This window comes from Ruegeria atlantica (genome assembly GCF_013033965.1).
Taxonomy (GTDB): domain Bacteria; phylum Pseudomonadota; class Alphaproteobacteria; order Rhodobacterales; family Rhodobacteraceae; genus Ruegeria; species Ruegeria atlantica_D.
This window is the reverse complement of the sequence record NZ_WQFE01000011.1, coordinates 173,991-185,266: the sequence shown is the minus strand read 5'-3', so window position 1 is coordinate 185,266 and position 11,276 is coordinate 173,991. Positions and strand designations below refer to the sequence as shown.

The 11,276-nt window shown below is 58.5% G+C and carries 11 protein-coding genes and 1 pseudogene; 6 read left to right on the top strand and 6 right to left on the bottom strand.

Features of this window, described 5'->3' with window-relative positions; genetic code table 11:
- Positions 1-43: 43 nt before the first annotated feature.
- Both GOW16_RS18540 and GOW16_RS18535 read left to right on the top strand, forming a co-directional pair.
- A pseudogene (locus tag GOW16_RS18540) lies at positions 44-1,738 on the top strand (xanthine dehydrogenase family protein molybdopterin-binding subunit); the annotation flags it as partial.
- Positions 1,716-2,792 carry a DUF2235 domain-containing protein gene (locus GOW16_RS18535; RefSeq protein WP_170417975.1) on the top strand — a complete coding sequence of 359 codons (1,077 nt, stop codon included), beginning with the start codon at positions 1,716-1,718 and terminating at the stop codon, positions 2,790-2,792. The pseudogene GOW16_RS18540 and the gene GOW16_RS18535, both read left to right, overlap by 23 nt.
- A 1-nt stretch (position 2,793) precedes the next feature.
- On the opposite strand, the gene GOW16_RS18530 is transcribed toward GOW16_RS18535, so the two are convergent.
- Complete coding sequence (locus GOW16_RS18530) at positions 2,794-3,438, bottom strand: NUDIX hydrolase (RefSeq protein ID WP_217354670.1); 645 nt, start codon at positions 3,436-3,438, stop codon at positions 2,794-2,796.
- Positions 3,439-3,441: 3 nt separating this feature from the next.
- Complete coding sequence (locus tag GOW16_RS18525; protein ID WP_170418045.1) at positions 3,442-4,017, bottom strand: GcrA family cell cycle regulator; 576 nt, start codon at positions 4,015-4,017, stop codon at positions 3,442-3,444.
- Positions 4,018-4,143: 126 nt separating this feature from the next.
- Between GOW16_RS18525 and GOW16_RS18520 the strand changes: the two genes are divergently transcribed.
- Complete coding sequence (locus GOW16_RS18520) at positions 4,144-4,947, top strand: ABC transporter permease (RefSeq protein ID WP_170418042.1); 804 nt, start codon at positions 4,144-4,146, stop codon at positions 4,945-4,947.
- On the opposite strand, the gene GOW16_RS18515 is transcribed toward GOW16_RS18520, so the two are convergent.
- Both GOW16_RS18515 and GOW16_RS18510 read right to left on the bottom strand, forming a co-directional pair.
- A complete protein-coding gene (locus GOW16_RS18515) occupies positions 4,944-6,179 on the bottom strand; it encodes an MFS transporter (protein WP_170417972.1) in 1,236 nt (411 codons plus the stop codon). The genes GOW16_RS18520 and GOW16_RS18515 overlap by 4 nt on opposite strands.
- Positions 6,180-6,289: 110 nt before the next feature.
- Positions 6,290-7,174 (bottom strand): DMT family transporter, encoded by an 885-nt coding sequence (locus GOW16_RS18510; protein WP_170417969.1) that lies wholly within the window; start codon positions 7,172-7,174, stop codon positions 6,290-6,292.
- Positions 7,175-7,468: 294 nt separating this feature from the next.
- Here GOW16_RS18510 and GOW16_RS18505 point away from each other — a divergent pair, with 294 nt between their 5' ends.
- From GOW16_RS18505 to GOW16_RS18495, 3 genes are read left to right on the top strand one after another with little or no spacing between them, the layout of a single operon-like run.
- Positions 7,469-8,656 carry an aspartate aminotransferase family protein gene (locus GOW16_RS18505; RefSeq protein ID WP_170417965.1) on the top strand — a complete coding sequence of 396 codons (1,188 nt, stop codon included), beginning with the start codon at positions 7,469-7,471 and terminating at the stop codon, positions 8,654-8,656.
- A gap of 28 nt (positions 8,657-8,684) precedes the next feature.
- The gene (argF, locus tag GOW16_RS18500; protein ID WP_170417961.1) at positions 8,685-9,611 is read left to right on the top strand and encodes an ornithine carbamoyltransferase; all 927 of its coding nucleotides are present in this window, start codon (positions 8,685-8,687) and stop codon (positions 9,609-9,611) included.
- A 12-nt stretch (positions 9,612-9,623) separates the two neighbouring features.
- A complete protein-coding gene (locus GOW16_RS18495; RefSeq protein WP_170417958.1) occupies positions 9,624-9,971 on the top strand; it encodes a 5-carboxymethyl-2-hydroxymuconate Delta-isomerase in 348 nt (115 codons plus the stop codon).
- Between the two features lie 32 nt (positions 9,972-10,003).
- Here GOW16_RS18495 and GOW16_RS18490 read toward each other — a convergent pair whose 3' ends face one another.
- Both GOW16_RS18490 and GOW16_RS18485 read right to left on the bottom strand, forming a co-directional pair.
- Positions 10,004-10,561 (bottom strand): ferric reductase-like transmembrane domain-containing protein, encoded by a 558-nt coding sequence (locus GOW16_RS18490; protein ID WP_170418039.1) that lies wholly within the window; start codon positions 10,559-10,561, stop codon positions 10,004-10,006.
- Between the two features lie 47 nt (positions 10,562-10,608).
- Positions 10,609-11,097 carry a twin-arginine translocation pathway signal gene (locus GOW16_RS18485; protein ID WP_170417955.1) on the bottom strand — a complete coding sequence of 163 codons (489 nt, stop codon included), beginning with the start codon at positions 11,095-11,097 and terminating at the stop codon, positions 10,609-10,611.
- Positions 11,098-11,276: the final 179 nt, after the last annotated feature.

The window sequence follows — 11,276 nt, the reverse complement described above, 5'->3', positions numbered from 1 at the left end:
TTGTAAGACATTTTCTTCTTGATCTTTAACGCCCCATTACAGAAGGGGATGTCAGGCCAATTGGGTCGATGGACGGCTGCACTTTGCCTATGGCGGTCAGGGCGTTTGGGCGATGCGCGGGCAGTTGGCACAAAAGCTGAAACTCGAACCCGAGGCGATCCGTGTCACAACCCCGGATGTCGGGGGCGGGTTCGGTATGAAAGTGATGCCCTATCCCGAGTATTTTTGCGTCTCGGTTGCGGCAATGAAGTTGGGTCAACCCGTGCATTGGATGTCTGATCGGTCAGAGGCGATGCTATCGGACCACCATGGGCGTGATCTTTCCTCACTGGCGGAACTGGCCTTCGACGAAGACCTTAGAATCACGGCCTACCGGGTGCACAGCAAGGTTAATCTGGGTGCGTATAGCAGCCATTTCGGGCAAGCGATCCAGACCAGCCTTTTCAGCAAGGTTCTGATGGGCGTCTACGATGTGCAAGCTACATACCTGCGGGTCGAGGGGTTCTATACCAACACCACGCAAGTCGACGCCTATCGTGGTGCAGGGCGGCCTGAGGCAATCTATGTTCTGGAACGGGTCATGGATCGCGCCGCACGTCAGTTGGAGGTCGATCCTTGGGACCTGCGCCGCAGGAGTTTCATCCGACCCGAGAGTTTTCCCTACAAAACCGCAACCGGTGAAACCTATGACGTGGGTGACTTTGACATGGTCCTGTCACAGGCCGATGCCCAAACCCAAGGGTTTGCCGAACGAAAGTCGGCGGATGCGGAACGTGGTCTGATCCGCGGGCAGGGCCTGTGTTACTATATCGAAAGTATTTTGGGTGACCCTTCCGAGAACGCGAAGATCGAGTTCTGTGAGGATGGCACTGTGAATCTGTATGTCGGCACCCAGTCAAACGGGCAGGGGCATGAGACGGTTTATACTCAGTTTCTGTCGGATCAGACCGGCGTTCCCGTGGACCGTATCAACGTGGTGCAGGGTGACAGTGATCGGCTGACGCATGGTGGCGGGACCGGAGGGTCGCGCTCAGTCACGGTGCAAAGTACGGCAACGCTAGCCACCATCAACGTCATGATCGCCGCATTCACGCCTTATCTGGCGGATAAGATGGGGGTGGAGGAAAGTGATGTGAGTTTCGACCATGAAACCTTCCGTGCGCCGGGATCAAACCTGACGCCTACGCTGACCGAGGCTGCGGATATGGCCCGTGTCGATGGGCGTACCGATCTTTTGAGCCATGAGGCCAGCGCCAATCTGGATGCGCGCAGCTATCCCAATGGCGCACACGTTGCCGAAGTCGTGATCGATTCTTACACCGGCGAAACCTGGGTCGACCGCTATACTGTGGTTGATGATTTCGGCAACCTTATCAATCCAATGCTGGCCGAAGGGCAGGTGCATGGCGGTGTAGTGCAGGGGATAGGTCAGGTCCTGTCCGAGCGTGTTGTGCATGATGCGCAGGGGCAACTGCTCACGGCTTCGTTGATGGATTACGCCTTGCCCCGCGCCGCCGAGATACCCATGATTAAGTTTACCTCGGCGCCGGTTCCGTCAACGTCCAACCCGATGGGTATGAAAGGATGCGGAGAGGCCGGCACCGTGGGCGCGCTGGCCGCTGTGGCAAACGCGGTTCAGGATGCGCTCTGGGATCACGGGGTGCGGCAGGCGGACATGCCTTTCACACCTCAACGAGTATGGGAATTGCTGACGCATGGTTCTGTCGCGGCTGAGTAAAAAGGTACTGGGATGGCTCGGACGGCCTTTGCGGTCCGAGCATTCCGCAGAGGCGCTTCACCGCGAACCAATCAGCCATGTAATTATCCTGGACGGCACCATGTCGACCCTTGAACCGGGGTATGAAACCCATGCGGGTCAGACCCTTCGTCTGTGCCGTGAAATGGGCAGCAAGGTTTCCGTCTTCTATGAGGCTGGTGTGCAGTGGGAAAGCTGGAAATCCTCGCTGGACGTGATGATGGGGCGCGGGATCAACCGCCAGATCCGCCGGGCCTACGGCTATCTGGCATCGCGCTACAAACCCGGGGATCGCATTTATTTCATCGGCTACTCGCGCGGCGCCTATGGTGTCCGCAGCCTTGCCGGGGTGATCGACATGATCGGACTGCTCAAGGCCGAACATGCCACAGTGCGCAATATCAAACAGGCCTACCGCCACTATGAATGCAATGCGAATGGTTCGGCTGCGGCCGAATTTCGGCGTCAGTTCTGCCACGAAGACGTGGCGATTGAGATGGTTGGCGTGTGGGATACGGTCAAAGCGTTGGGCCTGCGCCTGCCGCTGCTGTGGCGCTGGGCTGAAGAGCGTCACGCGTTTCACACCCACCAGCTTGGCCCGGCGACGCGGCACGGCTATCACGCCATGGCACTGGACGAGACCCGCGAGGTATTTGAGCCGGTTTTGTGGAAATGTACACCCGACTTCAAAGGTCATGTCGAACAGGTCTGGTTCCGCGGCACACATGGCGATGTCGGTGGCCAGTTAAACGGGTTCGAAGAGGCGCGTCCGCTTAGCAACATCTCTCTGGTCTGGATGCTGGACAAGGCCGAGTTGCACGGCTTGCCGTTGCCCGAAGGGTGGCGCGACCGGTACCCGACTGATACGTCGGCTCGTTCAGTCGGCACGTGGCGTGGCTGGGGCAAGATTTTCCTGCTGCGCAAGCATCGCAAAGTGGGCAAGGATCGGTCAGAGAAACTGCATGTCTCGGTGTCGCCAGATGAACTGCCAGGCTGGGTGCCGATGCCGGATTTGCCGTCGCATCCGGCGCAGTAACTCAGTCGAACCGAGTAATTTTCTCGTCCGCCGCCTTGGCTTGAAACGCGGCAGTGATATCGGCCTCTATGGTTCGCCCCAATGACAGTTGGGGTAAGTTCTCCGGTGCAAAAAACGCTGCTTCGCTTGTTTCCGGCCCTGCTTCAGGGAACGCTTCACCGGCGACGTCGCACAGAAAGTACAGCTTGTAGAAATCTCTCACATCTGCAGGGTAAGGATGTCGCGCTTTGTGGTGCACGGCATAGAGATGCCCTGCCTTAACGCGCAACCTTGCTTCTTCCCAGACTTCGCGCTCGATGTTTTCTGCTGGCGAGTTGCCGACATCCGCAAACCCGCCGGGCATCGCCCATTTCCCGTCGCTGCGTTCGCGCACCAGCAAAATGCGTCCGTCGCAGATCACCGCGCCCCGAATGTCGATGCTGGGCGTGGCGTAGCCTGCTGCGTGTTCTGAAATCAATCCGTCGATCCGCGACAGAGGCACCTGCCCCAGATCGGCCAGCATAGTGCGGGCGATAACTGCGATTTCGTCATAACGTTCGCGGTCGAACGGGTCTTTGGTAAAGTGCTGGCCGGTTTCGGCCAGCGCCATCAATCGTTTTGCCTGGGCAAGCCAGGTATCCTCCATCGCTGTCGGATCCTGGCGCATGGATCAGCGCCGCCGATCTCGGCGCGAGCTCATCGGCTGGAACGCCACACCCACATGGGCTTCGCAATAGGGTTTGCCCGCCTCAACCGGCAGGCCGCAGAACCAGAAATCCTCGGTCGCGGGGTCGCCTACGGGCCATTTGCAGGTCTTCTCGGTCAATTCCATCAGCGTCAGCTTCTTGGCCTTCTTTTCGACCTCGTTGACCTTGGCCAGCGCCTCGGGGCTGATTTCGTTGGCCGATGGTTGCGGCGGCAGAGGCTGACCGGCCGGGATGATCTGGCGGCGTGCCGGAACGGCCGGTTTTGCCTCGGAAGCAGGTGCCGGGGTTGGGCGCGCGGGTTCAGTTTTGGGCGCGGGCTTTGGCTTGGCCTCAGCCTTGGGCGCGGGTGCCGGTTTTTCCTTAGGCTCGGATTTGGCCGGTGAGGCACCGGTTGCGCGGTTCGACAGACCCAGACGGTGCACCTTGCCGATCACCGCATTGCGGGTCACGCCGCCCAGTTCTTTGGCGATCTGGCTGGCCGACTGGCCCTCGCCCCACATTTTCTTCAGCAGTTCTACGCGCTCGTCAGTCCAGGACATCATTTGCCTTTCAAAAGCGGAAAGCGGCCCCAGATTCGGGCCGCCTTGGGAAATCGTCTCAGCCCCCTATTTTAATCACTGCGGGCCGAGTTACAAGCGGTTCTCGAATCAGGATGAGGGCAGATGATGCAGATTTCCGCAGATCAGAGCGAACGGCGTTTCGGAACAATTAACTGGATGGGGCTCTATACGCTGGCCCAGCGTGAAACACTGCGGTTTCTGGCGGTTTGGACACAAACCCTGTTGGCCCCACTTGTGACAGCCGGGCTATTCCTTTTGATCTTCAATATCGCCATTGGTCCGGGGCGCCCGGATGTGATGGGGGTGCCGTTCCTGACGTTTCTGGCGCCGGGCATTATGATGATGACCGTGATCCAGAATGCCTTCGCCAACACCTCTTCGTCGATGGTGATCGCTAAAGTACAAGGCAATATTGTCGATACGCTGATGCCGCCTTTGTCACCGCTTGAGATCCTGCTGGGTTATCTGGCCGGAGGAGTGGCGCGCGGTGTCCTGATCGCTTGTGTGGTCGCGGTTGCACTTGCGCTGGTTTTGGGGATTTACCCGCAGAACCCGCTGATTGCCCTGATCTTCGTTGTTCTGGGTGGGGCGTTTATGGGCGCCTTGGGTCTGTTCGCCGGGATTTTTGCCAACAAGTTCGACCAGATGGCGGCGATTACGAACTTTATCGTGACGCCATTGGCTTTCTTGTCTGGGACGTTTTATTCGGTTCAGGCGCTGCCCCCGGTTTTGAACCGCCTGAGTCACGTGAACCCGGTTTTCTATCTCATTGACGGCCTGCGGTACGGGATGATCGGCGTGTCCGACAGCTCACCCTGGTTAGGAATCTTGGTATGTATCGGCGCCACCCTGCTGGTCGGTGCGCTGACCTGGCAGATGCTGCGAACGGGGTATCGCCTAAAGGCTTAACCCGTTTCAGCCAGTGCGCCGGGTTGGAAAGTTATTCTTGGCTTACCCAGTCGCGGGTGTAAATTTGCAGCCACAGCCCAGGCCCCGAATAGGGCTAACCCTCCGACTGCAAAAATCCCCGCGACAGGTGAGACCAAAAGGACCAGTGATGCAATTCCGGGTGTCAGAATGCCGGAAACGTCGCGGTAGCTGGAGTAAATCGCGGACATCTCGGTGCGCTCAGAAGGTTTCACCGCCATTAGGAACGGCAAGCCGGCGCAGATATCCAGAACAATCAGCCAGATGGACCCAAGGACCAGTGCCGCCACCGCAGCCACGGGCCATCCCGCGATGGCCCCTGCAGTGACAAAGCATGTTCCGCAAGCAGCAAACCCCACGCGAACCGCAGTGCGAATCGAACGCCCCTGAACCCAGCGCAAAATAAGCGGCGCGGCGAATAGCATCGCATTGGTCGTAGACAGAAGGATACCGCCCAATTGCTCACCCAATCCGTTTTGGATTGCAAATATGGGCAGATAAACCACATAGATCCACCAACCGCAGGATCGGATCATGGCAAAAAGATACCCCGCCACCAAACGGGGCTGAGCGAAAAAGCGCGGCAGAAACGCTAGCGGGTTTTTCGCGGGGCCGCGCGCCTTGGTGATCAACTTGCCATTGCCCAATCGCATGCGCCAGAACTGGATCAGCATAACCGCGCCTGCCATCGCACTGATGACAAAGGGGGCAGGGCCCCAGACCTCGAGCAGCAAGACACCAGCCATCGGCCCGCCTGCCCAGCCGAGGGCGCTGTAAAACATGCGGCTTGTCTCGCATTTGCCCAACTCGATTTTGCTGATGTAGTCCAGAACGTAAGCGTTGAAGCAGATGAATGTGACCACAGTCGCGACCGTGTTCAGGGCCAAGGCAGCAACCACTGCAACAGGGCTGCCCTCAATCGCCAGCAGCGCACCACCGATGAACATGAGGCAACCAGCTGTATAGGCCCATCTGCGCGGTACGAAACGGATCAGGAACGGCACCATCAAGCCCGCAATCAACGAGATGACGCCAACCAGAAAATACAGCAACGAGACCGAAGACGCGTCGCCCAGTGCCCGGTACATGGCCAGCGGAAAGACTGATATCAGAATACCGCGGACAATGGCCTCAAACCCGGCCAGGATGCCGAAATCGCGGACTGATGGTGCTGGGGCGTGGCGCACCCATTCGGGGATACGGCGTTCGTGCATTGGTAAACTCTCAAATCAACTGAGGTCACATTGCGCCGGATCGACCCGGGTTCTTTGGGGTTTGCGACATACAGGTCGCCCCCAGGCTATGTGAGAAAATTTTTTGGGTTTCAGGCCTGCCGGGCCCGTGCCTCGCGCCAGACCAGAATTAGCCCACCGGTCAGAATGATGGCCGAGCCGATCATGCTGATCCCGTCTGGGACTACGCCGAAAATCGCAAAATCGTAGAAAGCCGCGAAAATCAGAGTTGCATAGCTGATCGGGGCAACAAAAGAGGCATCTGCCCGCGCCATACCGTTCACGAAACACGCCTGCGCGCAGGCCATCAGCGCACCAATGCCAACCAGCGCCGCCCATTGCTCCGGGGTGGGCATCTGAAAAACAAAGCTCACCGCAACCGAGGCAATCGTCAGCCCCATTGCGTTGTTGATCAGCAAAATCTGGATCGGGATTTCGCGACCCGAGAGCTTTTTGATGAAGATCAGCTCCATCCCGATCACGGCTGCCGCTGTAAGCGCCAAAAGGGCGGCGGGCTGAAAACTCGCCGGCGTGGGCCGTAGCAGGATCAGCGCGCCAACCAGCGCAACTACCGCAGCAAGCCAGCGCCACGGGCCAACGCCCTCTTTCAACAGCGGGATCGCCAGTACCATTGCGAACACTGGGTTCAAAAAGGAAATCGCCGTCGCATCCGCGATCGGAATGAACGCGACCGAGGCGAACATCAATGTGATCCCGACCCATCCGAAACTTGTGCGCCCGATATGCAGCCCCCAATGCGGGCGCTGCAGGCGGGGCCGCATCACGCCCACGGCGGTAACGATCACGATAAACGCAAATAGGAACCGCCCATGGCTGATCTGCATTGGATGCAGTGCAGGTCCCAGGGTGTCCGTTCCCAAAGCCTTGGCCAGCAGAGTTGTCCCGGCCAGCAATGCGCTGGCAGCTGTGATCAGAGCAGCGGCAAGTGGGGGATTGTGGGCTTTGGCGACAAACATGTGTCAGCGGTGCGTCAGCATGAGGCAAATGGCAAGCGGCAAACGTCGCGGGCGACAAGTATTTTTGTTGTCCGCAATATTCAGGCTTTTCAGACGCCTCGGGCAGCGTTATACGGCGGCACATGATCAAAAACGCACATATCCTGCGACCCCGACGCCGACGCTTTGCCGCGTAACCGGCCTCTTTGATCTATTTGCGTTGTTCAAATCGGCGCAACTCTCACCAAATCAGTTGACGAACACTGGCCGAGTGTATCACTCACGAGGCTCAAGCTACCTGAAAAGGATGATCCCATGATCCCGTCCGTTCTGCCGACCTATAACCGTGCGCCCCTGACCTTCGTAAAGGGCGAAGGCGCCTGGCTGACCGAGGCGGATGGCCGACGTTTTCTGGACCTGGGCGCCGGGATCGCCGTGAATGCGCTGGGCCATGCCCATCCTGCGCTGGTCAATGCCCTGACCGAACAAGCGCACGCGCTGTGGCACGTCTCGAACCTCTATCACATCCCACAACAGCAGGCCCTTGCCGACAAGCTGGTCGAGCACACCTTTGCTGACACTGTTTTCTTCACGAACTCGGGCACGGAATCTTGCGAACTTGCTGTGAAAATGGCCCGCAAGTATTTTTATGACAAAGACCAGCCTGAACGCGTTGAGATCATCACTTTTGACGGCTCGTTCCACGGCCGCTCGTCAGCTGGTATTGCAGCCGCCGGGTCCGAGAAGATGACAAAAGGCTTTGGTCCGCTTCTGCCGGGCTTTGTGCATCTCACGTTCGGTGATCTGGACGGTGTCACCAATGCAATCGCCGATGAGACCGCAGCGATTATGATCGAACCTGTTCAGGGTGAGGGCGGTATCCGTCCCGTCCCAGACGCGGAACTCAAAGCCCTGCGCCAGATCTGCGATGACAACGGCCTGCTTTTGATCCTCGATGAGGTTCAATGTGGCGTAGGCCGTACCGGAAAACTGTTCGCGCATGAATGGGCGGGGATCACACCGGACATTATGATGGTCGCCAAAGGCATCGGCGGAGGCTTCCCTCTGGGTGCTGTTCTGGCCACGGAAGACGCCGCCAGCGGTATGACGGCAGGCACGCATGGCTCTACCTATGGCGGCAACCCGCTGGGCTGTGCCGTGGGCTGCGCCGTTATTGATCAGGTGGCAACGCCTGCCTTCCTGGAAGGCGTCAACCGCAAGGCCGGGATGCTGCGCCAAAAGCTCGAGGGGCTAATCGCCGAGCACCCGGAGGTCTTCGAAGAAGTGCGCGGAACAGGACTGATGCTAGGCCTGAAGTGCAAAACGCCAAATATCGACATGGTCAACGCCGGTTATGACAACGAGGTCATCACCGTCCCCGCCGCCGATAACGTAATCCGCCTGCTGCCGCCTCTGACATTGACCGAGGATGATATCGCCCAAGCCGTGATCCGCCTCGACAAAGCCGCAGCGCAAGTCGAAGAGTCGATGGCCTCGGCCTAAGATACACCCGAATGAAAAGTGAACTGAAATGAACCATTTCCTCGATATCCATAAAACCGACGCGGGCGATCTGCGGAACATGATTGATCAGGCGGGTGCAATGAAACAGGCGCGTCTTGGCCGTCCCAAGGCGGCGTTGGACGATGACCAACCGCTCAAGGACCGGATGGTTGCCCTGATCTTTGAAAAACCATCCACCCGGACGCGCGTGTCCTTTGATGTGGGTGTGCGCCAGATGGGCGGGCAGACGATGGTGCTTTCGGGCAAAGACATGCAACTGGGCCACGGCGAAACCATCGCCGACACCGCCCGCGTACTGTCACGCTACGTCGATATGATCATGATCCGGACGTTCGACGAGACCATCCTGACCGAGATGGCCGAATACTCGGATGTGCCCGTGATCAACGGCCTGACCGACCGCACCCACCCATGTCAGATCATGGCGGATGTGCTGACGTTTGAGGAACATCGCGGTCCGATCGCGGGCAAAAAAGTGGTCTGGACCGGCGACGGCAACAACGTCTGCGCCTCGTTCCTGCACGCAGCCGGCCAGTTCGGGTTTGACCTGACCTTCGCGGGCCCGTCTCAGTTTGACCCCGAAGAGGAGTTCATGGGTTTTGCGCGCAAGAAAGGGTCGAAGATTGTGGTCGAGCGCGATGCGTTCAAGGCAGTTGAAGGCGCGGATCTGGTTGTCGCGGATACATGGGTGTCGATGCACGATTCCCAGTCGGCCAAGGAACGTCGCCATAACCTGTTGCGGCCCTATCAGGTCAACGCCGAACTGATGTCACATGCGAAACCGGACGCGCTGTTCATGCATTGCCTGCCAGCCCACCGCGAAGAAGAGGCGACATCCGAAGTGATGGATGGCCCCAACTCGGTCATCTTCGATGAGGCCGAAAACCGCCTGCACGCGCAAAAGGCGGTGATGCGCTGGTGTCTTGGGGTTTGAACGGAGTCGGAAATGCCTCATGTCACCTTGGAGTTTTCGAAAGGCATAGAGCAGGCCCATGATGTTCAGGCCATTTGCGATCAGCTTTTTGCTGAACTGGCCGAGCATCCTGAATTCGACGCTGAGACGATCAAGATCCGCGCGACACCGGTAGAATATTACCGTATCGGCACAGATCCTCAGAGCTTTGTCCACGCCACGCTTCTGCTGATGCAGGGTCGTGATGAGGCCACGCGTTCTGAGCTCAACGCGGCCATTCTTGACGTCCTGTCGGCGGCTTTGCCCGAGGTTGGCAGCCTTACGGTACAAGACGTTCAGATGAGCCGTGCTTCTTACGCAAAACGGCTGGTCGGGGCTTAGCCAGCACCCGGCAGCCATAAATGCTTAGGCGTTCAGGTGGATCGCTTGATATCCCAAATCCGCACTTTGGCGAGCGTCGCGACGCTCGCCAGCACGACTAGACCGCATAGCGCCCATTTGGTCATGACCTCCATAGTGCCTTCAATCAGCAGGGCATGTACGACGCTGCCGAGAATGGTGATGATCGCAAGGTTTGCATGAGCCAACCTCCAGACGCGAAACCGCAAGCCCAGACGCTTGCGAAGAAGACCCAGCATCGCGGCTCCGAACGCGGCCCACATCGCAATCACACCCCAAGCCGAAAACGGTGTTGGTGATACGAACAACAGGGCGTCGACAACGTCGGGTGGGCTGGTGATCCACAAGCCGCCGACATGGATCAAAATGGCTGCAACCAACGTTAGCCCACACCACCGGTGCCAATGGCGGCTGGCCACCGGAGACAAGCCTGGTAGTAAACGACCCGCAAGCAACGGCTGCATTAACAAGAGGCACATCGAAATCACACCGGCAAATCCGGCTGCGATGTATATTGGTTCACGCCATGCCAATAGGGGGCTGACCGCCGCCGCGAAAATCGGCGCGGCCATGGCAAGGATCACGATGGTCCAGATTACCAGGTTTCGACGCACTGTGATCAGGCAGGCTGTAGAACGAAATGCGCAGCCAAAGTCTTGTCTTTGGAACTGGCCATGATCGGGCGCAGGAACACCGTTTCAAACTCACCACTGTCATACGCCAAATGTCCGTGTGGCTGGCCAAAGGCAGGCACAATTTGCGGCATCTCCAACCGAAACTCACCATTGGCATCGGTCAGGGTTGCGCCGTGGCTCTGCGGGTCGCGCTCATGCCCTTCGGTCGTATGCGCCCAGATTTGGATGCGCTGACCGGGCAGGGGTGCGCCGTCACCGGCGCGTCGCACAGTGCCGGTCATCCAGAACCCACCGCCGCCAATCCGGTCAACGATGGGCGCGCCAGCGCGGTAATTATTGGATCCGCCACGCATGGATTGGGTCGGGGCCAGACCACTTGCGCGCGCTGGCACCAACAGGCCTGTCGCACCCGTTGCCAATGCGGCCCCAGACGCCAAAACCAAAGAACGACGAGAGAACGTAAGACCAGCCATGCAAACCTCTCTTTCCAAGCGTTTCGCCACACAGCGACAATGCCGGGCGTCTTTTGAGCAGAAAGATAGCACGATTGTTTCAATTTCCGAGGGGCCGCGCGGCGGGACTGACAAAATGTGAATTCCTTTGACCGTGCCCGCATACGGGTGCCATCTTGAAACCTGTCATATCGGGTCGG

Bases quoted from the DNA above. Each gene is read 5' to 3' on its own strand.
- GOW16_RS18490 (WP_170418039.1), bottom strand. From the start codon at position 10,561: ATGGCCGCGCCGATTTTCGCGGCGGCGGTCAGCCCCCTATTGGCATGG.
- GOW16_RS18510 (WP_170417969.1), bottom strand. From the start codon at position 7,174: ATGTTTGTCGCCAAAGCCCACAATCCCCCACTTGCCGCTGCTCTGATC.
- GOW16_RS18515 (WP_170417972.1), bottom strand. From the start codon at position 6,179: ATGCACGAACGCCGTATCCCCGAATGGGTGCGCCACGCCCCAGCACCA.
- GOW16_RS18530 (WP_217354670.1), bottom strand. From the start codon at position 3,438: ATGCGCCAGGATCCGACAGCGATGGAGGATACCTGGCTTGCCCAGGCA.
- GOW16_RS18525 (WP_170418045.1), bottom strand. From the start codon at position 4,017: ATGTCCTGGACTGACGAGCGCGTAGAACTGCTGAAGAAAATGTGGGGC.
- GOW16_RS18495 (WP_170417958.1), top strand. From the start codon at position 9,624: ATGCCTCATGTCACCTTGGAGTTTTCGAAAGGCATAGAGCAGGCCCAT.
- GOW16_RS18535 (WP_170417975.1), top strand. From the start codon at position 1,716: ATGGTTCTGTCGCGGCTGAGTAAAAAGGTACTGGGATGGCTCGGACGG.
- GOW16_RS18505 (WP_170417965.1), top strand. From the start codon at position 7,469: ATGATCCCGTCCGTTCTGCCGACCTATAACCGTGCGCCCCTGACCTTC.
- GOW16_RS18520 (WP_170418042.1), top strand. From the start codon at position 4,144: ATGCAGATTTCCGCAGATCAGAGCGAACGGCGTTTCGGAACAATTAAC.
- argF (WP_170417961.1), top strand. From the start codon at position 8,685: ATGAACCATTTCCTCGATATCCATAAAACCGACGCGGGCGATCTGCGG.
- GOW16_RS18485 (WP_170417955.1), bottom strand. From the start codon at position 11,097: ATGGCTGGTCTTACGTTCTCTCGTCGTTCTTTGGTTTTGGCGTCTGGG.